Origin of the sequence: Streptococcus sp. Marseille-Q3604, assembly GCF_916619785.1 — a bacterium.
Taxonomy (GTDB): Bacteria; Bacillota; Bacilli; order Lactobacillales; family Streptococcaceae; genus Streptococcus.
Map to the genome: position 1 here is coordinate 443498 of NZ_CAKAKM010000002.1, position 25122 is coordinate 468619.

Here is a 25122-nt window from a genome sequence, read left to right on the forward strand (position 1 = left end):
TGAACCAATGCAAGAAGCTTTTGCCAAGCTAAAGGGAGTGGATATCTTCTCCCTAAAGTCCTACATGGAACCAACCAACTTTGGCTCCTTTAATGGAGCTTGGGTTCTGATTAATGAACTCTTCGTTAACCTCTTCTTTTTCATTCTCAATGCCGTCGTTGGCTTCTTTTCCCTCCTCATTCGTATTCTAGAAAAGATTGATCTCTACGCCACCTATAAAACCTATGTCTTTCATGGAGCAAGCAGTATTTGGCACGGATTTACGGGCTCTAATACTGGTAACATTACCAACAAATCACTTGTAGGCACCTTGCTTTTGGTTTTAGCTTTCTACCTGTTCTATCAGTATTTCTTCTCAAAAGGCTCTTTTTCAAGAACACTCCTCCACGTCTGTCTAGTACTCCTATTAGCTCTGGGGTACTTTGGGACTGTTGCTGGAACTTCTGGTGGTCTCTATCTCCTTGATACCGTTAATAACGTCTCTAAAGATGTTACCAAAAAGATTGCAGGCATTAAGGTGGACTATGCCAAAGACAAGTCCATTAAAATTGGAAAATCGATGTCAGATAGCTACATTGCAGAAACGTCCTATAAAGCCTATGTCTTTGTCAATACTGGCCAAGAAAATGGAAAATACAAGAACAGTCAAGATGGGAAAGAAGAAGCCTTTGACGATAGTAAAGTTCTTGGGACTAGTGATAAGAATGGCAACTTTAAGGCAGTCAAAGCCAAAGACCGTTCCAAGTATTTAGATGATTTAGGAGACGGAGCCAACGATGATGGTGAAAAGAACCGTTGGGTATCAGCTATGCCAGACTTCATCTTCACTCGGATGTTCTATGTGATTTTTAAAATTGTAGAAGCCTTTGTATTAGCCGTCCCCATTATTCTTATCCAGCTCTTAAATGTGGTGGCTCAAATCCTTGTCCTCACCATGATTCTACTTTTTCCAGTAGTCCTTCTCATGTCTTTCGTTCCAAGGATGCAAGAGTTGGTCTTTGGGGTGCTTAAAGTTATGTTTGGAGGCTTGATTTTTCCAGCAATGACAACTCTCTTAACACTCCTTATTTTCTATATTGAAAAAATGATAGAAAACCTGGTCACAAATGGGTTTGATGGTGTTCTAAAAACCTTACCTTCCCTTCTCTTATTTGGTCTTGTCTTCAAACTCTTAGTATCGGTAGTTTCTAAAGGTGTCATTTATTTCCTCATTTGGAGATTTAAAGGACAACTCCTCCAATTTATTCTTGGCTCCAAAGCTCGAATGGTTGCGACAGATATTGGGACTAAAGTGGAACATGGCGTCACAAAGACCAAAGAGGTTGCTTCACAGGTCCCAACACGAAGCCTTGCGACAGCTCAACACCTGGGAAACTTTACATTGGCTGGTGCTGGTTTTGGGACTGGAGTAATGATGAATGCCAAGAGCCATTTCCAAAATGCAGGCTCCTTCTTCACACGTAAAGAACCAAGCCAACCAGAGACAGTCATGCCAGCTGGTCCAACAGAAGCTCCAATAACGCCAGAATCTCCAGAACCAATCATTCCTCCAACACAGACACCACCTGATAACTTCAAGCCAATTGAACAAGAGAGCCCAACACCTCCAAGTGACTCACCAATCATGTCAGAAGTAATACCTAGTTCAGAAGACGAATTCCAAACGCTCAAAGAAGAGTGGATTTCGCCATTCAAACAACACCGTATCAATACCCTAGAACGTAGATTGGATGCTTACAAGGATCCTCAAGCCATGTATAAAGCCCAAGGTTCCAATGCCTTCACCCGTGCTTATCGTAAGACCATGACACGAGACGATAAAATAAGAGCCAATATCGAGCGACGAGATCGTTTAACACAACGCCTAAACCAATTGAGAGGAGAATAGAATGAATACTAAAATACGCTCAAGAACAGCCTTTCCAAGAATGCTTGAAGAAACACTTTTTAAGGCTTACCAAGAAGGGAAACGCTCCGTCGATTTCCTTCTTTTATTTCCAGTCTCAAAAAAAGATAAAGACCAAATCATTGCACAAACAAAAGCCCATTCCGTCGTCTTAGATGCCAAATGGCGCTTTGGGACTGTTCTATTTACAGCCTATATCAGACATTAAGTAGAAAGGAGAGCCAATGAAAAAACTAAAATGGTATCTATTATCTAGTCTTATTCCTCTCTTTTTTCCTGTCTTTATCATTATCATCATTATGGGAGCCGTCGGAGGAGGTAGCACTGGTGGCTCTTCTCAATCACCAAATGGGGCAACCTACACGGACCACTGGTCAAATGGAGACCCCTATACCCATAATTTACTCGTTCATCGCTATGGTATTAAAGCAGAGCAATTGGACGGTTTTTTAGATACTTTAGGAATTTCCTATGACAAGAAACGCATCAATGGAAAAAAGCTCCTAGATTGGGAGGCTAAGTCTAATCTAGATGTTCGTGCCATTGTAGCGATTGCCTTAAATGAAAGCTCACTTGGAACAGCTGGAGTTGCGACAAATCCTGGTTCCAACATGTTTGGTTTTGGGGCATTTGACTCTAATCCAGAAAACGCCAATAATTTTAACGATGAAGTAGCCGTTGTTGGACTCACCAATCAGACCATCATTGGCAATAAAAATGAAACCTTCAAAGTCCAAGATGACAAAGCGCAAAAATTTGCGAGCGGTTCTCTCAATACGTCAACAGATGGTGGAGTCTACTTCACCGATACCTCTGGCTCAGGAAAAAGGCGTGCTGAAGCCATGCAAAAACTCGATACTTATATCGATGAGCATGGTGGCACACCAAAAGCCCCTGAACAAACGACAGGAAAAACGAGAGACGGAGGCGGTGTCACAACTGGGGATGTCCCACAAGACTATAGCCTCACCAAAGAAATCAATACCTCAAGCTATACAGGACTGTCTTATCCCTGGGGACAATGTACCTGGTTTGTCTATAACCGAGGAAAAGAGGTCGGTGTTAGCTTTGGAGAATATATGGGAAATGGTGGCCAATGGATGAATGCCCCTGGTTATCAGACAACTCATACCCCAACCGAACACTCCGCACTATCTTTTAGCCCAGGACAAGCTGGGGCAGATCCAACCTATGGTCACATTGCCTTTGTGGAACAAGTCAAATCAGATGGCTCCATTCTTATCTCTGAATCAAACGTCAAGGGACTAGGAGTCGTTAGCTACCGCACTTTTGATGCAGAAACAGCAAAACAATTTAGTTATGTTATTGGACACTAATGATAGTTTTAATAATATTAATTTTTAATATTTTTAGTGTAGATACGTGTAAAATCAATACTAAATGTTATAATTAATACAAAAATGACTAGGTGATCTAATGAACGAAGTTGCTAAATCAGAAAAACAAAAAGAAGAATCAATCAAAAAAAATTTACAATCTTTTGATTTATTTAAAAATAAGACAGATATCAAATCACATAATATCTTTGAAATAAGCAGCCCTTTTGAACAAGCTCCCCCCAACATAATTGATGAAAGTTTCCCCTTTGATATCTCAAACTTATTTGATACTAAGGGAAACGCCTTATTCAACTTTTCAAACCAATATCTTAATCCTAACACTAAAATACTAGACTCCAATAATGCTACTCTATATGAGGTTGACTTTGACAGTCTAACTCCTGAGACCAAAGCAAAACTTCAAGACGGCACTTATAAAATTGGTGAATCTAGAAAAGTAGAGGGAAATCTTAGGGCTGTAATTGTAGACACAACTGATCATAAGAATCGTGTTGAAGATTTGACATTAAGGAAAGCGACCAATAACAACGAAAATCTAGTTCCTAATGATTTAATCGCTCAAGCTCAACTTAAACAAATCTATAACTTACTGTTAGATATCAAAGAAAGTCAAGATTATCAGATTAGATGGGATCGAAACAATAGTATACTACGTCCATTTTTTTCAGCTCGAACAAAAGTTATAGAAGCTAACAATAGCAAAGATTTCAGAGAAAAAGTTAAGTTACTAAAGAAGGCAAATACATTATTTGAAGAATCAGTAAGTGCTATTAAATCCGATATAATTTCAAATAGAGATGAAATTATTAAGAAAATCAACCAACCGACATACCTTCAATCTTCTTTACAAAAGCATGCTGATTTTTTACTTCACGACATAGAAATTATGACTAAAATTGTTGGTATACAAATTTATATCGATTTAACACTAAATAATGAGGGGATGGCCCATGATCGGCTACTATCTTTTCAAGGTTCGATGGAATTAGTTTCTAAACAAAATATTCCATACAAAACAAATTCTTTGAAAGAACTAGCAAAAAAACTTCCTTATGTAAAAGAATCAAAATGGATAAAGAATAATAGTATCCCAAAAGTAAGTTTGTTAGAATTAATTCATAATCATTACAGCTACTCAAAAAACAATAGGGACTTATTTATTAATGTAAATACTAAATTAATTGAATTCCAACAAGCTAGTAACATTAATTTAAGTAATACTGAAACAGCAAAAATCGAAACGGAGAAAAAAAATGACACTAAAAACGAAGGAATGTAAAACTTGTAAAAAAACAATCTCATCACCTACAAGAATACCAATTTGTGATTCATGTCGTAATACATGCAAACAATGGGCACTCGGAATATCTGGGCTTGCTTTGCTAGGTCTTATCAAAACACAAACAGATAAAAAGAATTAATCTTTTTGACAGTAGAAGAGTATTTTACTCTTCTTTTTTATTTTTGAGAGGAGAATAATATATGCTAGTACAATTACCACAAGAACAAACAAAAGAAATTCAGCAAATGATTGCAACACTATTAAAGAATGAAATTCATCATTTTAAAGAAGATATTGGGGCTGATAGCCCTTTTCTAAACAAAAAACAGACTTGTAACTATCTAGGAGTCTCTAATAATACACTTGATATTTGGATCGCAATGGGACTGCCCTATATCCGAATTGGAAAATCTATTCGTTTTAACAAGGAAAGTATCAATCAATGGATGACAAGATTAGAAATCAGCGCATAAGGAGGTAAATATGTCTATAAAGAAAACAAAGAATGGTTCATATAGGCTTAGGGTCTACATTCCTGACGAAGTCCAAGGAAAACTTGGTATGGGAAGACGGTACGAGAAACGGTTTAAAACTCGTAGAGAAGCAAAAGAAGCAGAAATAAAGTTAGCTATTGATATTGAAAATGCACGAGCGGGTAAAACACCTACTTTATCTAAAGATAAAGGAAGTATATTATTCAAAGACTTTTACCAAGAAATTTGGCTAGAACCATATAAAGCAGGTCAAACTACTACTACTCTAAAACCTCCAACCAAAGCAACTGTATTTCAGACAGAAAATCTATTCAGATTACATATTATTCCAATTTTAGGAAGTTACTCAATAGAATATTTAATTAATAATAAACAACTTGTACTATCACTACTTACTCCCAAGGCAAATAGCTATGCTAATTTCAAGGTAATTAGGAGCTATGTAAATTCTGTTTTCGATTGGGCTGAGGAACTTGAATATATTCCATCAAATAAACTCCGAAAAACAATCAGTAGAATTAAAGCTAATAAAAAGATTCTCCTTAGAGAGAGTAAAAGAGAGGAGGATCTTTCTCTCGATAAAGAAGAGCTGAAATTATGGCTACAAGCTTTTGACACAGACTTAGAGAAAGGACTTGTTGACCTAAAAGACTACACTCTCTTTTATACGACATTCTTTTTATCTGATAGAAAATCAGAAAGCTATGCTCTACAATGGAAACACATTAATTTTTCTACTGGAGAAATACTCATAGAACAGGCTTTAGACCGTTTTGGTAATATAAAATCAACAAAAGGCAACAAAAAAACTCTCTTTAAGGCTCCAATTGAATTGATGGAATTATTAGCAAATTGGAAAGTGAAGCAACAAGAAGAACTTAAGCTATTTGGTCTACGACAAAATCAAAAACAGTTTGTTTTCACCTATAATGATCGTTCAAACAATATTAACTTACCACTCCATATAGATTATCTGAATTATAGAATGAAATCAGTCAGACGCAGGCACCCTGAACTAGCACCAGCTTCCCCACACAAACTAAGACATACTGGTGCGACACTCGCAAAACAAGCTGGGGTTTCGTTAGAAATAATTTCAGAAGCCCTAACTCATAGTGACAAAGAAATTACAAAGATTTATGTTAATACTAAAGATACCGTCAATCAGACTGTAGGTGACATCGCATTTCGTAGCTTAAAATAATGATGGGGTGAATATGGGGTGAATATGGGGTGAATTTTGGGGTGAACTTTAGTTTTTAGGCTAAAAAAAGACATCCAAGAGAAATCTCTTGAATGTCTTGAAACGTTGATATAATCGTATTGATTAACGTTTTGAGAATTGTGAAGCTTTACGAGCTTTCTTAAGACCTGGTTTCTTACGTTCAACCATACGTGCATCACGAGTAAGAAGTCCAGCGCGTTTCAATGAATCGCGGAAATCTGGATCTACTTGAAGAAGTGCACGAGCGATACCGTGACGGATCGCACCTGATTGACCAGCGTATCCACCACCTACAACGTTAACGTGTACGTCGTATGAACCTTCAGTTGAAGTAACTGCAAAAGGTTGGTTGATAACGAGACGAAGGTCTGCGTGTGGGATGTATTCTTCTACATCTTTTTTGTTAACTGTGATTTTACCAGTACCTGGAACCAAACGTACGCGTGCAACGGCGTTTTTACGGCGTCCTGTACCTGCATATTGTGCTTGTGCCATTATATTAGTGCTCCTTTCCTCTTAGAATTAGATAAGTCCTGAGATATCAAGTACTTCTGGTTGTTGTGCAGCGTGAGTGTGCTCACCGCCAACGAAGACTTTCAATTTCATACCTTGTGCGCGTCCAAGAGTGTTGTGTGGAAGCATACCTTTAACTGATTTTTCGATCAAACGAACAGCATTTTTAGAACGAAGTTCACCTGCTGAGATTTGTTTCAATCCACCTGGGTACATTGAGTGAGTGTAGTAGATCTTATCAGTTGCTTTTTTACCAGTCAATTTAACTTTTTCAGCATTGATAACGATTACGAAGTCACCTGTATCAGTGTGTGGTGTGAAAGTTGGTTTGTTTTTTCCGCGAAGTACGCTAGCAACTACTGCAGAAAGACGTCCAAGTGGCACATCAGTTGCGTCAACGACATACCATTTACGTTCAACTTGGCCTGGTTTAGCCATAAATGTTGTTTTGTTCATGATTTCTCCTATATATAGTTCGATTTTTGTTTACGAGTGATGGGTGTTCCTTCCCATCGAAAAGTATTTGGAAGGTTCCGGGGCCTTTCAAATGGGGTAAACAATACCGTTTAACATAATATCAAAAAAACACGTCCAAGGCAAGTCATTTGGAGGTGTTTTTCTTTTATTTTTTGTATTTTTTTAGTCTCTCATTTTATAAGGTGTAAGACTAGAAATCATGCCTAAATAACCACTAAAGAGATCAAAACTAATCCTCAGATTCCCAAAAAAGCTGATCTAAGGTTTTATCTAGCGTCTTACAGATAGCAATACACAGATTTATAGTAGGGTTATAATCACCTTTTTCAATAGCTGAGATGGTCTGACGAGATACTCCAATAGCATCTGCCAAGCCTTGTTGAGTGAGGTCTTTTGCCACACGTGCCGACTTCATTTTTAAATTTTTCATTCAAAAATCCTATTCTTCGTCTTCTAGTTCTTCCAGACGGTTCTTCTTGATTCTTTTAATGATAACCCATCCGTCACAAATAAGAGTCAAACCCAATGTCATAAATGCCACACTACTTATAAGATTCTTCCCCATCTTAAACGATTGTACTAAACTTAATAGACCAATTAGCGACATAAAAATGCCAATAAGTAGCATGCCCCAGGATAATACGAACATCTTCTTTTCAAGTTTTTTGTCTAGCAACCATGGATGCCCATTACGTGATACGCTGTGAACTAATACTAGGCACATAGAACCAAAGAAAGTGATGATTAATAGTGACTGCACTAATTCGACGGAGTGTGTCTTGCTAGCAACCATAATCGTTACAAATATACCAAGCATGGCTACCCAATAACCTCTAGCAGAAGATTCTCCGCTGATCAACTGAGCACGCTCATCCATCGTGCTAGCTACTTTTTTCTGTGACTTTTTCATTTTGTTTCCTCCATTTTCTAGATTTATTATAGCATTATTTTACACCATGTCAAATATATCATTCATTTTGTATGGATTATCTTTTTATTTTCTATTAATATATCATTTCCGAAAACAAAAAATCAGATAGGAAATCCTATCTGACACTTTTTCTATCTAGCTTCTTTACCAATCGTAAAGACGGCTAAGGTATCTGGTCCGACGTGGGTAGAGATGACTGGTCCAAGTGGCATAATGAGAACTTGCTCAATACCGTCAACTGCTAACAATTGTTCTTTTAGATTCTCCGCCGCTTCAATATCATTGGCATAAGCAACAATTGCTGTGCTATGTCCAATATCCTGGGTAGCTTGTAGGACCATTTCTTTAATGGCCTTTTTGCGTCCACGGATTTTGGCCAGAGGAACCAACTTGCCTGAAGCGTCCAACCAAAGAAGGGGTTTGATATTAATCAAACTACCAATAATGGCTGAGCTCTTAGAAAGGCGACCCCCACGCATGAGATGATAGAGATCATCAACTAAGAAATAGGTCCGTAAACGTGGCAGAATGTCCTCAATCATGGCTTTTGTTTCAGATAAGCTCTTACCTTGGTCACGAGCTTCTGCCGCCAAGATAGAGAGATAACCTTCCCCACCTGCTGCCGCCAGAGTATCTACAATCTCAATGATAGCTTCTGGGTATTCATCCAAAATCATGTCACGTGCCATAACAGCACTTTGATAAGTACCTGAAAGCACTGATGAGAAGGCAATATAGAGAAGAGCATCACCATTTTTAGCATGACGACGAAAAACCTCTTCAAATTGACCAACATTCACCTGGCTTGTGGTTGGCTGACTGCCTTCTTGCATACGTTCTAAGAGACGGTCACTCGTTAAACGGTTAGGACCAACGGTCTCATAGGCAATATCATCAAGCGTAATGGTCAAACCAACGAGCTCTATCTTATTCTCCTGAGCCCATTTTTCATCTAGATCTGCTGTGGAATCTGTCAAAATGTTAAATGTCATATGTCCCTCTATTCTATTTCATTTAAAAGGTCCTGTAATTTCCCTAATTGCGCATCGTCCCATGGACGTAGTTTTGGTGTCTTTAAGTCAATATGTGCCGACATCTTGTCTAGATCAGACTTAACGGTATTGACACGCTCTTCCAACTCACGCGCCGAAACACGTAAAGCTCCTTGTGAAAAGATAGCCCACTGTTCATTTAAGTCACTAGTTGCTACTTCAACTAGATTTTGAACAGTATTCATCTCAGATGCTGCGCGCTCAATATAGCTATCTGCTGTCTCATCTTCCTCAGTAAAAATGACACTGATACGATATTGATCATAACGTTGACGACTCCCTGGAACAAACTGAGCATCAAACACACAGATAATATCAATATGTTCAAAGTTAGCATAATGATTGAGCTTACGAAGCAAGGTTTCACGAGCTTGATCAAGCTGATTGGTCTTAAAGAGTTGACGGGTTTCTTGCCAAAAGGCAATCATATTATAACCATCAACTAGAAGTATTCTTTTTTTCATAGTTACAATCGGTTTCGATAAACCTCATACATGAGAACTGCAGCTGCCACACTGGCATTAAGGCTCTGCACATGACCACTCATAGGAATAGTAATCATCTCATCCACTTGTTTCTTGATGTTAGCAGAGATTCCCTTACCTTCATTACCAATGATAAGGGCAACCTTTCCAGCTGTGTTCCATTTATGAGATGGGGTGCCATCCATATCCGTACCAAATACCCAGAAGCCTGCTTCTTTAAGCTTATCAAGAGTTTGGCTAAGATTGGTCACTCGGGCAATGGGAATATGCTCCACAGCCCCTGTTGATGTCTTGGCAACGACAGGTGTTACCCCCACAGCACGATGCTTAGGAATAATAACTCCTGTCACCTGAGTAGCATCAGCTGTACGTAGGATAGAACCAAAGTTATGAGGATCGTTGAGTCCATCTAAAATGAGGACTAGAGGATTCTCCTCTTGTTCAGCCTTATCCATAATAACTGAGAGCTCAGAATAAGCGAACTCTGACACACGAAGAACAAAACCTTGATGCACAGCTCCACCTGTCATATCAGACAAGGTTTTCTTAGGTGTCCAAGAGATGGAAACCTTCTTTTCAGCTGCCAAGGCCTTAATGGCATCAACATTTTTTCCTCGAAGATCATCTTGAATATAGAGTTTATTTCCAGTATTTGCTTCCAGACTCTCTGTTACGGCATGCACACCATAAACAATGTCTAGACTTAATTCTTTAGTTGTTTTCATAAGCTAATTCTATCATAAAAAAAGCCCTCTTACGAGGGCAAAGCATGTTAAATAAATGTAATTGCTGCTAGGTAAAGCACTAGAAGAACGAGAACAACAGTTGCAGCAGCCAAAGCTTGCTTACCAATTGTATCTGGATCTGAGATTGATTCTGCAATCTTTCTCGCAGCTTGAGTAATGGTTTTACCTGCTGCTTGGAAGATATCAATTGAACCTGTGCTTGTTGAACTATTTCCAGAAATCGCTGAAGACCAACCACTCAAAACCTCAGCAATTTGTTCTGCCAATTGCTGTGTTAGCGCTCTAGTTGTCTCAGCCAACTCATTGACAGCCGTAGCTTGTATATGATTGGCGGTTTCAGTGTAGCTATTTGCACTGGTATTATAAGTAACCGGTACAGTCGTTGTTGTCGTTGTTGATGAATACTGATTCCTACGGTAACTATCCGGTGTCACTGGACGCTCGCCTTCATTGAAGACGCTAAAAGTCTGTGTCAGGTAATGAATATTGTTATTCGTATCAATCAACTCAAAGGTCATTTTATGAATACCAGTCGTTTGCTCTGCCAAATGGTAGGCACTCAAACCAGCATTGACCTCATCCAGAGTTCCTTCAACAAAGTAGCTATGATGAATTTGTTTGCCATCAAGGACTAGATTAAGGCCCTTAATCTTCTTACCTTCCATCTTGTTAACATCAAAGTTGACGTTAAAGATTTCACCACGTGCTAAATAAAGAATATCTGTATTCCCTGTAACAGCAGGTTGATCTTCAAGAAGCGCTCCAGTACTGTCTCGTTTTGGAACAACGGTATATACTTCAGAAGTGATTGGAGTCGCTAAGATTTCTGAGATGAGTCCATCCGTAAAGGTTACCTCTGACGAATAGGTCAAACTCTCACTTTGCAACATAGAAACCACTTCAGAAGTTTTAAAGACCTCAGAAGTTGATGATGAATCTTTCCAGCCAACCGTAAGGACAGTTAAGCTATCTTCTGAATTATTATTTAACTGACTCGTTTCTGGAGCCGTAGATGCAAGAGAGCTTGCAGTACTTGCAGACTCAGAAGCGACTTCAGAAGTTGCAATAGCTTGGCTAGTAGGAGTCGCACTTACAGATGTCGTATGAGAATCCAGTGAAGAATACTCTGATTTTTCAATAACTGCATGTGTATTTCCAGCAAGTTCAGATGTATATAGGGTGCTTTCACTCTTATACATTGAAGTCACAGCTTGAGACTCTGCAGTCGCTGTAGCCTCACGAGACTTATCATAAGTAAGCACAATATTTGGTTTTGCTTGTTCAGAATCAGATGTTGGGTTTGCATCTCCTCGTTCAGATGCCGCTACTGATCGATCCTCACCAAAAGCCTGGGCACGAGCCTCTTCTGAATGAGGTGTCGTCGTAGAAACGCTAGTCTCCACGATATCAACTTGAGAATGTACCTCAAGAAGCCCCTCATCTGTCTCACTTGAAGAGACAACCATCAGTGATGTTGAGGTCACTACTGAACCTACTTGACTCGCTGGCTCTGCCTTAGCTCCTACTGATGAAAAATCAGCCTGAGGAGCAACTGGAGCCGGTGCCTCACTATTAACATAATCTATTTTAGCTTCATCAGGTTTTACCTGAACTTCATCTGCTTTACCTGTTTGAAGCGTAAAGCTAGATAAAATCAAAGCAGCAAAAGTTGTATAGAAAACTTTTTTCTTAGCTATTTCCATTCACCTCCTCATTTTTTAGATGGCCTCATTTATTAATATTATAGACTTTTTTTTTACTTTCTGTCAAATTAGTTTTATTAAAAAACGCTATAATATCGGGGTTTTACACGTGTCAGACACCCCTTAACTTTCTCATTTTCAAGGTGCTAAATATTAGTTTCATCTTATTTTTCATTATCAAGACGCTGAATTACTTTGATTCTCAAATAATCTAAATGTTAAAACTCTGGCTAACTGTTACAATTTTTATAGCCTTTAAGTCAAAACCACCCGTGAGAACGGGTGGCTTGCTCTTCGGCTGAAAGCCTCTGCTACCGGCCGAGGCCTAAAGGCCTACCGAATGGTTTCCCTTCAGCACCACCTTTGCTAGCTGACCCGTCTAGCGGGTCTCTTTAAGATTACTTTCTTTTATTCTTCTCACCTGTAAACGGATCATACTCCTCAAACAGACTAAGCTGATCTGCTACCACGTCTTCTTGTAATTGATTACGAATATATTCTTCAATTCGCTTCTGATTTCGCCCAACCGTATCAACATAAAAGCCTCGACACCAAAATTTGCGATTCCCATATTTATACTTTAAATTTGCGTGTCGATCAAATATCATTAAGCTACTTTTGCCCTTTAAATATCCCATAAATGAAGAAATACTTAGTTTCGGTGGTATACTCACTAACATGTGAATATGATCTGGGCAAGCTTCTGCTTCATGAATTTCAACACCTTTTCTTTCACATAATAATCGTAAGATTTGACCAATACTTGCTTTGTATTTCCCATAGATTATCTGACGTCTATATTTTGGGGCGAAAACAATATGATACTTACAATTCCATGTAGTATGTGCTAAACTATTATTATCCTGTCTCATCAGGGGTCCTCCTTTAGTATATTAGTTAGTGGTCGGGAAACCTTATCTAATATAACACTTTAGGGGGACTTTTTTTGATACATCGCTAAAAGCTTTTCGGAACCACTAGCACAGCTAGTGGTTTTCGTAAGACAATAACAAAAATCCTGCTCTCGGCAGAATTTTTAGATTTCTTTTTCAACTTCGTCAATACACCAAGCAATCAGTTCCTCTAAGCGAGCGATATCCTCTGTCATATGAAGATAGCCCATGACTGCTTCGAAGCCTGTTGACATTTTATAGGTAATAACATCTGTATTTTTAGCCTTGGTATGGCTATTCGCATTACGCCCTCTTTTATAGATGTCTAGCTCTTTTTCAGTCAAAAGCTCTTGCTCTAGCATTTTTTCAATGAGACTAGCCTGGGCCTTAGCTGAAACATAGCGTGTAGCTAGACGGTGCAGTTGATTTGGCTTGGTCTGACCTTGAAAAATCAGGTGACGGCGAATGTACAAGGAATAAACAGCATCTCCCTCAAAGGCGAGAGCAATGCCGTTAAGAAGGTTGACATCAAGATGTTTAGTCACGTGTCCACCTCACGCCCTCCTTGGTATCAAGAAGTTTGATACCTTGAGCAGCTAACTCATCACGAATGCGGTCTGCAGTCGCAAAGTCCTTGTTAGCACGCGCCGCTTGACGCTCTTCAATGAGTTTTTCGATATCTTCATCAAGGACTTCTTCTTCGAAAACAATACCGAAGACTTGGAGCATTTTTTCAAAAGCATCCTTAACGGTTTGATCATAATTGCCTGAATTAATCCATTTGGCCATGTCAAACAGAACAGTCACTCCGTTTGCCGTATTAAAGTCATCATCCATAGCTTCTTGGAAGGTGTCAAGATAAGTTTGCAACTCAGCTTGATTCACCTGTTCTGTCAACGGAAGACTGTGGGTATTTTTCAAATACTTAAGATTAACTTCAGCATCATGGATAGCTTTTTCTGTAAAGTTAATTGGTTTACGATACTGTTGTGTCGCTAGGAAGAAACGAAGCACTTGACCATCAACCGTTTGAAGCATATCGTGAACGGTCACGAAGTTACCCAAGGATTTTGACATTTTTTCATTATCCACATTGACAAAACCATTATGCATCCAGTAGTTAGCAAAGGTCTTGCCAGTTTTGGCTTCTGATTGGGCAATTTCATTGGTATGGTGTGGAAACTCAAGGTCTGCCCCTCCACCATGAATATCGATAGTATCTCCAAGGATTTCAGTCGCCATTACAGAACATTCGATGTGCCAACCAGGACGACCAGGTCCCCATGGGCTGTCCCAAGAAACTTCTCCCTCTTTGGCAGCTTTCCAAAGGGCAAAATCCAGAGGATTTTCCTTACGTTCTGTTTCAGCATCCGTACGTCCGCTTGCACCAATTTCAAGATCTTCCAAGGTCTTGTTAGCCAATTTAGCATAGTTGTTTGACTTAGCTACTCGGAAGTAAACATCACCTTCAGAGACATAGGCAAATCCTTTGTCAACCAAGGTCGACACGAATGCAATGATTTCATCCATATAGTTAATAACACGAGGATTTTGTGTCGCTGGTTTGATGCCAAGTTGTCCGGTATCTTCCATAAAGGCCGCGATAAACTTGTCCGACAATTCCTTAGTTGAAATACCAGCTTCATTAGCTGCCTTGATAATCTTATCATCTACATCCGTAAAGTTGGAAATATAGTTGACTGTATAGCCACAATACTCAAAATAACGACGAATAGTATCAAAAGCTACTGCTGAACGGGCATTTCCGATATGAATATAATTGTAAACTGTTGGTCCGCAGACATACATATTGACAACATTTTCTGTCAAAGGTACAAAATCACGGAGCGAACGCGTCATCGTATCATAAATTTTAATCACTTGAGATTCCTTTCAATTAACTGGAAACTATTTTTTATCCTTGATATGGTTTAGGTACAAACACAAGAGTATAACGAGAATGATAATCCAAATAGCCGCAACTAGCTGACCTTGAGCCAAGAGAGACATAGCTGAAAGAAAACTCCCAACTATATAGAAGACCAAAAAAGGATTGTCCTTGAAGAATTTTTTCATTACTCAAATCTCACTTGTGTCGTTGCTTAAAAACCAGACCGGCCCATAAAAGAGCAATGCAAAACCATAAGGCGGCCATGCTATAGTCTGCTCTATGTAAAGCAATGTAAACAAGAGCAAGAGGACCCACAACCGTCAATCGAGTCACCTTTGAACTAAAGAGTTTCATCGTTTCCTTTCCTTATAGACGTGATGAGTGGAAGCTAGCTGCTTTTAGAAGGTCTTCTAGCTTTTCACTATAGTATTCACGGCCTTCTTCAATATCGTGGATAACTTCTTCATCCTTTTGACCATGAACACGCACAACCTTAGCAGGAACACCAACGACTGTAACATCTTCTGGGACATCCGCAACAACCACGGCTGCCGCCCCCACCTTAGCATTCTTTCCAATCTCAATAGGGCCTATGACCTGAGCATGGGCTGAAACCAAGGCACCCTCACGAACGGTTGGGTGACGTTTTCCGACATCTTTACCAGTACCACCTAAAGTGACACCGTGGTAAAGCATAGCCCCCTTCTCCACAACAGCTGTCTCACCAATGACAAGGCCAGAGCCATGGTCAATAAAGACACCTTCAGCAATCTGAGCCCCTGGGTGAATCTCAATCTGAGTCCAAAAGCGCCAAAACTGACTATGCATACGCGCTAAGAGTCGACAATGGTGGCGCCAGAGAAAATGTGAGATACGATGGGCAGCCAAGGCTTTTAATCCAGGGTAGGTTAAAAGAACCTCTAGACTCGTCCGAGCTGCCGGGTCATTTTTCTTTACTATATCAATACTTTCTTTCCACCAACCCATTTAGGTCACTCCTTACATCATTATTGTTATTATTGTTTGCTGTGGCCTATTATTCTTTAAAGTGGAAAGCTACCAACACTAGGTCTACTCGCTATCCCCTTCAAAATAAGACCAGTCGACTAACTCAGGCTGCTCATCAAACGGATTGATGACAATACCTTGAACCTTATCCAACTCATTTTCACCTGTTGAAGGCTGATAAATTTCTGACAGTGGCCATTGCAAAATCGTCCCTTTAGCCTTACGGAAAGGTAGGCCAAAAGTCTCGTTCCCGTACCATTTTGCAAAGCTCGTTAAGTTCGTAAACACAGGCACATAACTCTGTCCCTCTGCATTCGACATGGTCGCAAAGAGACGGTCATCCTGGCCATCTTCCTCACGTTTATGAATGAAGGCTGGAACAAGATAAATCTTATCTTTAGGATCTGCCTTTTGATTTTCCTCGCCCAAAAGATTATTAAGGGTCTGAGTGAAATAGTTGATAAACTGGATGAGTTCACTGCTTGCAAAAAGAGTGGTATTCGAGAAGTCACCATCCTCTTTTAAATTGAAAGCAAGACCAAAAAGCTCTGCCTGAACCAGTTGTGTTAAAACATCTAAGCTCGAACGTTCTACCCAAGTTTGCTCTCGAGCACTCTCTTGAGTAGATTTGAAAGATTGTAGGTCCTGTTCGTTGGTGAAGACAGGAACAACCTTCTTTCCTTCCACTTCAACTGCGTAGAGGTCTTGGGCAGCCAAGACGGGAGTACGTTGTAGATGATTAACCAAAGCCAGACTAGTCAAAAAGTGGTCTGGTTCCTTTAAAAATTCTTTTAGAGTTTCATCAAAAGCTTGCAATTCTTGATTTTCTGTCATTCTTCTGCCTGTTCTTTCGTTTCTGATTTATCAGGATTTTTCGGTGCTTCACCACTTTCATTATGGTGGCGTGGTTTATGATGAGAACGACGGCGGTGACGATACTCTCCTCCATTTTCCCCATCCTCAAGTTTTTCAGGCTTAGGAAGCAAGGCCTTGATTGAGGCATCGATACGTCCTTTTTCATCGATTTTGATAATCTTAACAGTTACCGTACCCCCAACTTTAACCACATCTTCGACATGCTCAGTACGTTCCCAAGCTAGTTCTGAGATATGGATGAGAGCATCTGTCTTATTGAAAAGGTGGACAAAGGCACCGAACTTTTCAATACGCACAACGGGTACAGTGTAAACTTCACCAACCTTAGCTTCACGTACAAGATTAGAGATGATGGTTTTAGCACGGTTAATGGCATCCTGATCACTAGAGAAAATCTGAACAAGACCTTCTTCATCAATATCAATTGTGACACCAGTCTCAGCGATAATCTTGTCAATAGTTTCGCCACCTTTACCGATGACAACCTTGATCTTGTCAACAGGAATCTGAATGCTATCAATCTTAGGTGCTGTTGGTGCCAATTCTGGACGTGGCTCAGCGATTGCTGACTCAATAACATCAAGAATTTCAAAACGAGCTACCTTTGCTTGAGCCAAAGCCTCTTCGAGAATGGCCGGTGTAATACCCGAAATCTTAATATCCATCTGAAGAGCTGTAATTCCTTGACGTGTACCAGCTACCTTAAAGTCCATATCTCCAAAATGATCTTCCAAACCTTGAATATCAGTTAGGACAGTGTAGTTAGTACCATCTGAGATAAGTCCCATGGCAATACCTGCAACAGGTGCCTTAATCGGTACACCACCAGCCATAAGAGCCAAGGTTCCTGCACAAATAGAAGCTTGTGAGGAAGAACCATTTGACTCCAAGACTTCTGCTACCAAACGGATAGCATAAGGGAACTCTTCGACACTTGGGAGAACCTGAGCAAGGGCACGTTCACCCAAGGCTCCGTGACCAATCTCACGTCGACCTGGTGCACCGTAACGCCCTGTCTCACCCACTGAATACTGAGGGAAATTATAGTGGTGAAGGAAACGTTTCTTATACTCTGGATCCAAACCATCAACAAGCTGTGTATCACTCATAGGTGCCAAAGTCAAAACTGACAAGGCTTGAGTTTGACCACGTGTAAAGAGACCTGAACCATGAACCTTAGGAAGAAAGTCAATCTCTGCGTCCAAAGGACGGATTTCATCCACACGACGGCCATCTGGACGAACCTTGTCTTCTGTAATCAGACGACGCACTTCAGCATGTTCCATCTGCTCGAGGATTTCTGCTACATCACGCAGAATGGTTTCCTTATCTTCATCTTCTGCAAAGCGTTCTTGATAAGAAGCGAGGACCTCTTCTTTTACAGCCTGGGTTGCTGCTTCACGCGCCAGTTTTTCTTCCACCTGAACAGCCTTAGCTAACTGATCATAATAAGCCGTTTCGATTTCGACTTTCAAATCAGCATCAACTTGTAGAAGTTCAACCTCAGCCTTTTCCTTACCAACAGCTGCAACGATATAATTTTGGAAATCAACCAACTCTTGAATTGCCTCATGTCCCTTCAAGAGTGCTTGCAACATAATATCCTCAGACAATTCCTGGGCACCTGACTCTACCATATTGATAGCTTCCTTGGTACCTGCCACTGTCAAATCTAAAAGTGAAACTTCCTTATCCGCTGCACTTGGATTGATGATGACATCTTCTGCAGCATAGGCTACTTGAACCCCAGCAATTGGACCATTGAAAGGAATATCAGAGATAGAAAGAGCTAAAGAACTCCCAAACATAGCCGCCATCGGAGCACTAGCATTCTCATCATAAGAGAGAACCGTGTTAATGACCTGAACTTCGTTACGAAAGCCCTCCGCAAACATAGGACGAATAGGACGATCAATGAGACGAGCAGTCAACGTGGCATCTGTTGAAGGACGACCCTCACGCTTGTTAAAGCCCCCCGGGAACTTGCCAGCTGCATACATTTTCTCCTCGTAATTAACCTGTAAAGGAAAGAAATCTGCCGTTGCCATCTTTTTAGACATAACAGCTGTTGATAATACCGTTGTATCTCCATAACGCACGACGACAGCACCATTAGCCTGCTTAGCTACCTGCCCAACTTCAACGACAAGCGGGCGTCCTGCAAAGGTCATCTCAAAAGTTTGTTTAGCCATGTTTGATCCCTCTTTTTATCCATGACCAGCCCTTACAAAAACGAACCGGTCAACTTTATGTCATTCATTTGATATAACTTTCATTTTACCATAATATAGTCAAAAATGGCAGAGCTCCGGCATAAGTTAGCACCCAAGTCTCCCTTTCTCTCAGATATTTAAGTCGTTTTGTGATATAATAAACACTTATGAGAGACAAAGGAATGACTATGAAAAAATTACAACACATCATTATGATTGCCTTAATCTTACTAGGCCTAGTAACACCTGCTCTAGCACAAGAACAGACAGATAACTTCAATGTTTCCGCTAAACATGCGATTGCTATCGAAGCAACTACAGGGAAAGTCCTCTATGAAAAGGACGCCACTACTCCTGATGGTGTGGCTTCAATGACTAAAATCCTAACAGCCTACATGGTCTATAAAGCAGTTGACCAAGGAAAAATTACCTGGGACACTGAAGTCGATATCTCAGACTATCCTTTCAACTTAACCGTTGATTCAGAAGTTTCAAATGTCCCACTAGATTCCCGAAAATACACTGTTAAACAGCTCCTAGATGCCACCCTCATTTCCAGCGCTAACAGTGCCGCTATTGCTCTAGCTGAAAAAATCTCAGGATCAGAGAGTGCCTTTGTTGACACTATGACAGCCCAACTCAAAGAATGGGGCATTACAGATGCTAAATTATTTAACGCTTCTGGCCTAAACAATAAATACCTTGGGGATAACCGCTATCCTGGCTCTAAAGCAGATGACGAAAATACTATGAGTGCTCTAGATGTTGCCATTATTGCAGACCACCTCATCAAAGACTATCCTCAGGTACTTGAAATCACCAAGCAAACCGAAACTGATTTCGAAGGTGACAACAAATTAACGACGCACAACTACATGTTGGAGGGACAAGACAACTACCGTGAAGGCGTTGATGGACTCAAGACTGGAACAACTGAACTTGCAGGAGCATCCTTTGTGGCCCACTCCAATGAAAATGGCATGAGTTTGATTACCGTTGTCATGAATGCAGATAATGGTGGAGAAGATGAAGCTGCCAGATTCACAGCCACAAATGAGTTGCTAGATTATGTGACTCAAAACTGGGAAATCAAAACCCTCAACACCAAAGGACAAATCGTCAAGAAAAATGATATTAAGGTAGCCGATGGAGACAGTCAAACCATCTCTGCTAAGCTCGAGTCAGACCTTACAGTCGTTCAAAAAATAAACAGCAAAAATGATACTGTTAAAATCAAAGCAAAAACTATAACAGCACCTATCAAAAAAGGTGACACTATTGGAACAGCGACCTTTGATGATAAGGATCTCGTTGGAACAGGTTACATCTCTGATCCACCTCAAATTTCTGTAACAGCCAACCAATCTATCAAGAAAAGTTTCTTCTTAAAAGTTTGGTGGAACCATATCGTTAATTTCTTTACAGGAAACAAGTAAACACAAAACTACCTTTTAGCTATCAAAAGGTAGTTTTATCTTGCCTTAAAAATTAGTCCTGTAAGTAAAAGCCCCTTCTCAACACCTTAAGTTCCTCTCAAAATGTGGTATAATAAATATCCAAAACACATGAAGGAACAAACCATGAAAAAACTGATTACGCTTATGATAACCTTCTTACTCTGTCTGGGAAGCGTAGCCCCTGCTTTTGCAGCAGATAAGAAAAAAGGATATGATGCCGCAGCCAAACATGCCATCGCTGTCGAAGCTAATACTGGCAAAATTTTATATGAAAAAGATGCAACCACCTCTACAGGGATTGGCTCTATTACCAAGCTCCTAACAGCCTATATGGTTTATAAAGCGGTAGATCAGGGAGACCTCAAATGGAACAGCAAAGTTGACATTTCTGACTACCCCTTTGAACTAACTGTCAGTGCAGGAGTATCTAATATTCCACTAGATGCCCGCAAATACACTGTCAAACAACTTCTTGACGCAACTCTTATTTCCAGTGCCAACAGTGCATCTATTGCTCTAGCCGAGGAAATCGGAGGAACCGAAAGTAAGTTTGTCGACATGATGAAAGCCCAACTTAAAGATTGGGGTATCACTGATGCCAAGATTGTCAATGCCTCTGGTCTCAATAATTCTTACTTAGGTGACAATATCTATCCAGGCTCTAAATCAGACGAAGAAAATACCATGAGTGCTAAAGATGTTGCTATCATTGCACAACACGTGGTGAAAGAATATCCTGAAATTCTCGACATCACTAAAAAAACTGAAGCTGATTTTGATGGTGTCAACAAACTTAAAACCTTCAACTATATGCTTAAGGGACAACCTAGTTACCGTAAAGGAGTGGATGGCCTAAAAACGGGAACCACTGATTTAGCTGGTGCTTCCTTCGTGGCCCACTCAAATGAAAGTGGCATGAGCATTATCACAGTCATTATGAATGCTGATAATACAGATACTGATGACTACGCCCGTTTCACTGCAACAAATGACCTACTTAACTACGTTGTCTATCATTGGGAAAGCAAGACCATTGCCAAAAAAGGACAAGCCATCGGTAAAAGTCAAGCCCATGTTATTGATGGTAAATCTAAGCAAGTCACTGCTGTTGCTAAGTCTGACTTTAATATCATCCAAAAAATAGATGCTAACAATAGTAAACATATTAAAGTCACTACCAATCAAGTTCAAGCCCCTGTCAACTCAAGTGACAAGGTTGGAACGGCTACCTTTGAAGATAAATCACTTGTAGGAGAAGGTTACTTGCCTAACCAAGGTATGCCTAGCATGGAACTGGTTGCTGGTAAAGAAGTTAAGAAAAGCTTCTTCCTCAAGGTCTGGTGGAATCACTTTGTCAACTTTGTCAATGAAAAACTCTAATCATTACAGTCGAGCTTTGCTCGGCTTTTTCTTTTACCCCAACTTTACAGAAAGATTGACTCTATCTTGACTCCTATTGACACAACAAAAAGACAAACTACACCTGTAATCTGTCTTTTTGTTTGATTTTTACACTACTGTAAAGGTTAATTTATCTTTCGAGCAGCCGATTTTAAGAGTTTGTCCACTAACTACTTGGCCACCTAGTAAGAGCTCAGATAACTTGTCCTCCACTTGAGTTTGAATCGTACGACGTAATGGACGAGCACCCATCTCAACATCATAGCCATCTTTAGCTAAATGTTTGAGGGCAGCTGGTTGGAACTTCAAGTCAATCCCTTTTTCAGCCAAAGCTGATACCAACGGTTTTACCATAATCTTGACAATCTCACGAAGCTGCTCTTCCTCTAAACTATGGAAGACAACCTTTTCATCAATACGGTTGATAAACTCTGGTCGGTAGGCCTTCTTAAGCTCTTCCATGATACGTGACTGCATAGCTTGGTGATTATGAGAAATGTCTTGGACTCCAAAACCAACGGTCTTATCATCACGAAGAGCAGTCGCTCCCAAGTTCGAAGTCATAATGATAATGGTATTTGAGAAGTCAACTTTACGACCTCGACTATCCGTCAAGACACCGTCATCCAAAACCTGTAAGAGAATATTGAAAATATCTGGGTGAGCCTTTTCCACCTCGTCAAAGAGAAGAACTGAGTAAGGCTTATTACGAACTTTTTCTGTTAACTCACCGCCCTCATCATATCCAACATAACCTGGAGGAGCACCGTTAAGTCGGCTAGCCGCAAATTTTTCCATGTATTCTGACATATCAAAGCGAAGCAAAGCTGACTCATCATCAAAGAGAACTTCCGCCAATGCCTTGGCCAATTCTGTCTTACCAACACCAGTAGGCCCAAGGAACATGAAGGAACCAATCGGACGTTTTCCAGTACGAATACCTGATTGATTACGACGAATAGCACGACTAATCGCTGAAACTGCTTCGTCTTGACCAATAACACGTTTGTGAAGCTCTGCTTCCAGATTCAAATAACGCTTGCTATCTGCCTGAGTCATCTTCTCAACAGGAATACCTGATAGACGACTAAGGGTTTGCATAATCTGATTCGCATCTACCAAGGCAGGTTTTGGTAATTTTGCTTTTTGGTTAGCCTTATATTGTTTAACAGCAGCCTTCATATCACCAGATAGAAGTGCTTCATCCAAAGGCGTTATCTCACGTTTGGCTTCTTTTTTAATACGACCTTGAACAGTTGCACTCGCTTCATCTAAAAGGTCAATGGCAGAGTCAGGCAAGTTTTTACTCGTCAAATAACGGTGGGCCGCCTTGACCGCTGTCTCAACTGCCTCATCAGTAATCGTTACACGATGATAGTCTTCATAAGACGAACGTAGACCTTTTAGAATATCAATCGCCTCAGGTACACTTGGCTCCTCAATTGTAATCTTAGCAAAACGGCGAGAAAGAGCTGCATCTTTTTCAATATGCTTCTGGTACTCAGCTTGAGTAGTTGCTCCAACCATATGAAGGGTTCCACGTGCTAGAGCAGGTTTCAAAATATTTGCCGCATCTAAGGTACTATCAATACCTGAACCAGAACCAATAATCGTATGCAGTTCGTCAATAAAGAGAATGATTTTTCCATCAGCTTCAATCTCATCGATGATTTGATTCATACGTTCTTCGAAATCACCACGGAAACGTGTTCCTGCAACCACACTCATCATATCAAGCTCTAAGATACGCATATCAGCCAGCTCAAAAGGTACTTCGCCTGAAGCAATACGCTGTGCCAAGCCAAGCGCCAGTGCCGTCTTACCAACACCTGCTTCACCAACAAGAACTGGGTTATTCTTCGTTTTACGACTCAAAACCTGAATCATGCGTGAAATTTCTTTCTCACGTCCAATAACAGGATCAAGAGCACCTGACTCGGCTACAGCCGTTAAGTCCTTGGTATAATCTGACAGTTCCCCAGTAGAAGATTGGGGAGGCTGCATCATATTAGCAAAATTTCCTGATGCCTTTGATTTTTTAGGCTTACGAAGGTCATGAATGGCCTTCAAGTCTTGCTTACTAAGACCTGCGTAACGCTCCAAAGAACGTCGTAAATCGATAATGCGAGGCTTATCACTGTCATCCTTATATTGAAAACCAGCAACTTCAAGGAGACGACAAACCATCAAATCCTTATGAAGGAGAAAGGCCATCAATACATGTTCAGACCCTACCTCTACAGCACCAGTCACACCAGCAATTCCCTCTGCCTCTTGCAACATAGCCTCTAAAGCATGTGACTGTGCACGTAAATCGATAATATCTGATTCAGACAAGTCTTTTGGACTTTTCTCCATCGCTAGTACAGCGGCTGTCTCAATCTCTTCCGCACGAATACGGTCCTCAAAATCAGTAAATGTTAGGTAGGCTACAGATCCTGGAACCTCAACCATAGCCAGAAGCACATGCCAAGTCTCCAGAAAAGGACTTCCAAAACGCTCTGCCTCAAGCTGTGCACGATGGAAAATGGCCTGCATTTTTCTTGAATATGTCGTCATCTAATTTCCTTTTCTATCCAATCTAAGTAATAGCGAGCGTAGAATACGCGAACGAATAGCAGCCGCATCTGCGCCTAAAATATCATCACTAGCAGTTGCTAAAATCAAATTTCCCTCACGTTCTGTGATGATTTTTTCATCAAAAAGCAACTGGATCAAGTCTGTAAATACCTGCTCGCTGAGCTGATCCGCTAAGTTCTGAAGCAAATCATTAATCATGTGGTGCTTATCAGAGAATCTGACTTTGACGATACGAATATAACCGCCACCTCCACGCTTACTCTCAACAATATAACCACGACTTTCTGTAAAGCGGGTCTTAATAACATAATTAATCTGACTCGGTACAACTTGAAAAGTATCTGCTAAGTTCGAGCGTTGAATCTCAGCAATTCCAGACTGGCCCAGCAATTCTTTAATATATTCTTCTATACTATCTGATGTATTTCTTGCCATCTTAATTCCTCCAGTCTAATTTGACTATAACTGACTATTATTATACCAAAAATGTCAGCACATGGGAAACTATACCTTCAAAAAGCTTTTTAAAGTTGTCATTAGAGACCATATAAGATACAATAAATAAGACTAAAATATTAGGTAACTTTAAGTGTTTGATCCACTTTGACAGGCTGAGCCTCACCTAATC

Annotated in this window: 24 protein-coding genes; 8 read left to right on the forward strand and 16 right to left on the reverse strand. The window is 40.2% G+C overall.

Features of this window, described 5'->3' with window-relative positions; genetic code table 11:
* The first annotated feature begins 7 nt into the window (after positions 1-7).
* From LG375_RS06480 to LG375_RS06505, 6 genes are all read left to right on the forward strand, one after another.
* On the forward strand, positions 8-1888 hold the full coding sequence (locus LG375_RS06480) for a conjugal transfer protein (RefSeq protein WP_225745522.1): 1881 nt from the start codon (positions 8-10) through the stop codon (positions 1886-1888).
* A gap of 1 nt (position 1889) precedes the next feature.
* Entirely contained in the window at positions 1890-2114 is a 225-nt protein-coding gene (locus LG375_RS06485; RefSeq protein ID WP_225745523.1) for a hypothetical protein, read from the forward strand.
* A gap of 16 nt (positions 2115-2130) precedes the next feature.
* Positions 2131-3243, forward strand: coding sequence for a CHAP domain-containing protein (locus tag LG375_RS06490; protein ID WP_225745524.1), 1113 nt, complete (start codon positions 2131-2133; stop codon positions 3241-3243).
* Between the two features lie 100 nt (positions 3244-3343).
* Positions 3344-4546, forward strand: coding sequence for a hypothetical protein (locus LG375_RS06495; RefSeq protein ID WP_225745525.1), 1203 nt, complete (start codon positions 3344-3346; stop codon positions 4544-4546).
* Between the two features lie 203 nt (positions 4547-4749).
* The gene (locus LG375_RS06500) at positions 4750-5022 is read left to right on the forward strand and encodes a helix-turn-helix domain-containing protein (RefSeq protein WP_225745526.1); all 273 of its coding nucleotides are present in this window, start codon (positions 4750-4752) and stop codon (positions 5020-5022) included.
* A 10-nt stretch (positions 5023-5032) separates the two neighbouring features.
* Positions 5033-6247, forward strand: a complete 1215-nt coding sequence (locus LG375_RS06505) for a tyrosine-type recombinase/integrase (protein ID WP_225745527.1) — start codon at positions 5033-5035, stop codon at positions 6245-6247.
* 123 nt (positions 6248-6370) lie between these two features.
* On the opposite strand, the gene rpsI is transcribed toward LG375_RS06505, so the two are convergent.
* The 14 genes from rpsI to pnp all read right to left on the reverse strand — a co-directional run bounded on the left by rpsI (position 6371) and on the right by pnp (position 19035).
* Positions 6371-6763 (reverse strand): 30S ribosomal protein S9, encoded by a 393-nt coding sequence (gene rpsI, locus LG375_RS06510; protein WP_002888293.1) that lies wholly within the window; start codon positions 6761-6763, stop codon positions 6371-6373.
* Positions 6764-6790: 27 nt separating this feature from the next.
* Positions 6791-7237 carry a 50S ribosomal protein L13 gene (rplM, locus tag LG375_RS06515; protein WP_002886374.1) on the reverse strand — a complete coding sequence of 149 codons (447 nt, stop codon included), beginning with the start codon at positions 7235-7237 and terminating at the stop codon, positions 6791-6793.
* Between the two features lie 250 nt (positions 7238-7487).
* Complete coding sequence (locus LG375_RS06520) at positions 7488-7688, reverse strand: helix-turn-helix transcriptional regulator (protein ID WP_002886373.1); 201 nt, start codon at positions 7686-7688, stop codon at positions 7488-7490.
* A gap of 9 nt (positions 7689-7697) precedes the next feature.
* On the reverse strand, positions 7698-8168 hold the full coding sequence (locus LG375_RS06525) for a hypothetical protein (RefSeq protein WP_225745528.1): 471 nt from the start codon (positions 8166-8168) through the stop codon (positions 7698-7700).
* Positions 8169-8320: 152 nt separating this feature from the next.
* Positions 8321-9181 carry a DegV family protein gene (locus tag LG375_RS06530; RefSeq protein WP_225745529.1) on the reverse strand — a complete coding sequence of 287 codons (861 nt, stop codon included), beginning with the start codon at positions 9179-9181 and terminating at the stop codon, positions 8321-8323.
* Between the two features lie 8 nt (positions 9182-9189).
* Positions 9190-9705 (reverse strand): NYN domain-containing protein, encoded by a 516-nt coding sequence (locus LG375_RS06535; protein ID WP_225745530.1) that lies wholly within the window; start codon positions 9703-9705, stop codon positions 9190-9192.
* 2 nt (positions 9706-9707) lie between these two features.
* Positions 9708-10451 carry a 23S rRNA (guanosine(2251)-2'-O)-methyltransferase RlmB gene (gene rlmB, locus LG375_RS06540; protein WP_004182149.1) on the reverse strand — a complete coding sequence of 248 codons (744 nt, stop codon included), beginning with the start codon at positions 10449-10451 and terminating at the stop codon, positions 9708-9710.
* Between the two features lie 47 nt (positions 10452-10498).
* Entirely contained in the window at positions 10499-12175 is a 1677-nt protein-coding gene (locus LG375_RS06545) for a hypothetical protein (RefSeq protein ID WP_004182169.1), read from the reverse strand.
* 398 nt (positions 12176-12573) lie between these two features.
* Entirely contained in the window at positions 12574-13047 is a 474-nt protein-coding gene (tnpA, locus tag LG375_RS06550; RefSeq protein ID WP_013990678.1) for an IS200/IS605 family transposase, read from the reverse strand.
* Positions 13048-13211: 164 nt separating this feature from the next.
* Positions 13212-13613 carry a Mini-ribonuclease 3 gene (locus tag LG375_RS06555; protein WP_048790652.1) on the reverse strand — a complete coding sequence of 134 codons (402 nt, stop codon included), beginning with the start codon at positions 13611-13613 and terminating at the stop codon, positions 13212-13214.
* Positions 13606-14949, reverse strand: a complete 1344-nt coding sequence (gene cysS / locus LG375_RS06560) for a cysteine--tRNA ligase (protein ID WP_014633787.1) — start codon at positions 14947-14949, stop codon at positions 13606-13608. Before cysS ends, LG375_RS06555 begins: the two co-directional genes overlap by 8 nt.
* A 376-nt stretch (positions 14950-15325) precedes the next feature.
* Complete coding sequence (gene cysE, locus LG375_RS06565; protein ID WP_002886354.1) at positions 15326-15946, reverse strand: serine O-acetyltransferase; 621 nt, start codon at positions 15944-15946, stop codon at positions 15326-15328.
* Between the two features lie 84 nt (positions 15947-16030).
* Positions 16031-16801, reverse strand: a complete 771-nt coding sequence (locus LG375_RS06570) for an SseB family protein (protein ID WP_002889625.1) — start codon at positions 16799-16801, stop codon at positions 16031-16033.
* A complete protein-coding gene (gene pnp / locus LG375_RS06575; protein ID WP_225745531.1) occupies positions 16798-19035 on the reverse strand; it encodes a polyribonucleotide nucleotidyltransferase in 2238 nt (745 codons plus the stop codon). Before pnp ends, LG375_RS06570 begins: the two co-directional genes overlap by 4 nt.
* 209 nt (positions 19036-19244) lie before the next feature.
* Here pnp and pbp3 (LG375_RS06580) point away from each other — a divergent pair, with 209 nt between their 5' ends.
* On the forward strand, positions 19245-20492 hold the full coding sequence (gene pbp3 / locus LG375_RS06580; protein WP_014633786.1) for a D-alanyl-D-alanine carboxypeptidase PBP3: 1248 nt from the start codon (positions 19245-19247) through the stop codon (positions 20490-20492).
* Between the two features lie 144 nt (positions 20493-20636).
* Positions 20637-21893, forward strand: coding sequence for a D-alanyl-D-alanine carboxypeptidase PBP3 (pbp3, locus tag LG375_RS06585; protein ID WP_225745532.1), 1257 nt, complete (start codon positions 20637-20639; stop codon positions 21891-21893).
* A 129-nt stretch (positions 21894-22022) separates the two neighbouring features.
* Here pbp3 (LG375_RS06585) and LG375_RS06590 read toward each other — a convergent pair whose 3' ends face one another.
* Positions 22023-24473, reverse strand: a complete 2451-nt coding sequence (locus LG375_RS06590) for an ATP-dependent Clp protease ATP-binding subunit (protein WP_225745533.1) — start codon at positions 24471-24473, stop codon at positions 22023-22025.
* Positions 24474-24929 (reverse strand): CtsR family transcriptional regulator, encoded by a 456-nt coding sequence (locus LG375_RS06595; RefSeq protein WP_002889615.1) that lies wholly within the window; start codon positions 24927-24929, stop codon positions 24474-24476. It abuts the gene before it with no gap.
* Positions 24930-25122 lie beyond the last annotated feature (193 nt).

What these genes read in the sequence shown, in the direction of transcription:
- LG375_RS06480 (WP_225745522.1), top strand. Translation starts at nt 8, where the DNA reads ATGCAAGAAGCTTTTGCCAAGCTAAAGGGAGTGGATATCTTCTCCCTA.
- LG375_RS06485 (WP_225745523.1), top strand. Translation starts at nt 1,890, where the DNA reads ATGAATACTAAAATACGCTCAAGAACAGCCTTTCCAAGAATGCTTGAA.
- LG375_RS06490 (WP_225745524.1), top strand. Translation starts at nt 2,131, where the DNA reads ATGAAAAAACTAAAATGGTATCTATTATCTAGTCTTATTCCTCTCTTT.
- LG375_RS06495 (WP_225745525.1), top strand. Translation starts at nt 3,344, where the DNA reads ATGAACGAAGTTGCTAAATCAGAAAAACAAAAAGAAGAATCAATCAAA.
- LG375_RS06500 (WP_225745526.1), top strand. Translation starts at nt 4,750, where the DNA reads ATGCTAGTACAATTACCACAAGAACAAACAAAAGAAATTCAGCAAATG.
- LG375_RS06505 (WP_225745527.1), top strand. Translation starts at nt 5,033, where the DNA reads ATGTCTATAAAGAAAACAAAGAATGGTTCATATAGGCTTAGGGTCTAC.
- rpsI (WP_002888293.1), bottom strand. Translation starts at nt 6,763, where the DNA reads ATGGCACAAGCACAATATGCAGGTACAGGACGCCGTAAAAACGCCGTT.
- rplM (WP_002886374.1), bottom strand. Translation starts at nt 7,237, where the DNA reads ATGAACAAAACAACATTTATGGCTAAACCAGGCCAAGTTGAACGTAAA.
- LG375_RS06520 (WP_002886373.1), bottom strand. Translation starts at nt 7,688, where the DNA reads ATGAAAAATTTAAAAATGAAGTCGGCACGTGTGGCAAAAGACCTCACT.
- LG375_RS06525 (WP_225745528.1), bottom strand. Translation starts at nt 8,168, where the DNA reads ATGAAAAAGTCACAGAAAAAAGTAGCTAGCACGATGGATGAGCGTGCT.
- LG375_RS06530 (WP_225745529.1), bottom strand. Translation starts at nt 9,181, where the DNA reads ATGACATTTAACATTTTGACAGATTCCACAGCAGATCTAGATGAAAAA.
- LG375_RS06535 (WP_225745530.1), bottom strand. Translation starts at nt 9,705, where the DNA reads ATGAAAAAAAGAATACTTCTAGTTGATGGTTATAATATGATTGCCTTT.
- rlmB (WP_004182149.1), bottom strand. Translation starts at nt 10,451, where the DNA reads ATGAAAACAACTAAAGAATTAAGTCTAGACATTGTTTATGGTGTGCAT.
- LG375_RS06545 (WP_004182169.1), bottom strand. Translation starts at nt 12,175, where the DNA reads ATGGAAATAGCTAAGAAAAAAGTTTTCTATACAACTTTTGCTGCTTTG.
- tnpA (WP_013990678.1), bottom strand. Translation starts at nt 13,047, where the DNA reads ATGAGACAGGATAATAATAGTTTAGCACATACTACATGGAATTGTAAG.
- cysE (WP_002886354.1), bottom strand. Translation starts at nt 15,946, where the DNA reads ATGGGTTGGTGGAAAGAAAGTATTGATATAGTAAAGAAAAATGACCCG.
- LG375_RS06570 (WP_002889625.1), bottom strand. Translation starts at nt 16,801, where the DNA reads ATGACAGAAAATCAAGAATTGCAAGCTTTTGATGAAACTCTAAAAGAA.
- pnp (WP_225745531.1), bottom strand. Translation starts at nt 19,035, where the DNA reads ATGGCTAAACAAACTTTTGAGATGACCTTTGCAGGACGCCCGCTTGTC.
- pbp3 (WP_014633786.1), top strand. Translation starts at nt 19,245, where the DNA reads ATGAAAAAATTACAACACATCATTATGATTGCCTTAATCTTACTAGGC.
- pbp3 (WP_225745532.1), top strand. Translation starts at nt 20,637, where the DNA reads ATGAAAAAACTGATTACGCTTATGATAACCTTCTTACTCTGTCTGGGA.
- LG375_RS06590 (WP_225745533.1), bottom strand. Translation starts at nt 24,473, where the DNA reads ATGACGACATATTCAAGAAAAATGCAGGCCATTTTCCATCGTGCACAG.
- LG375_RS06595 (WP_002889615.1), bottom strand. Translation starts at nt 24,929, where the DNA reads ATGGCAAGAAATACATCAGATAGTATAGAAGAATATATTAAAGAATTG.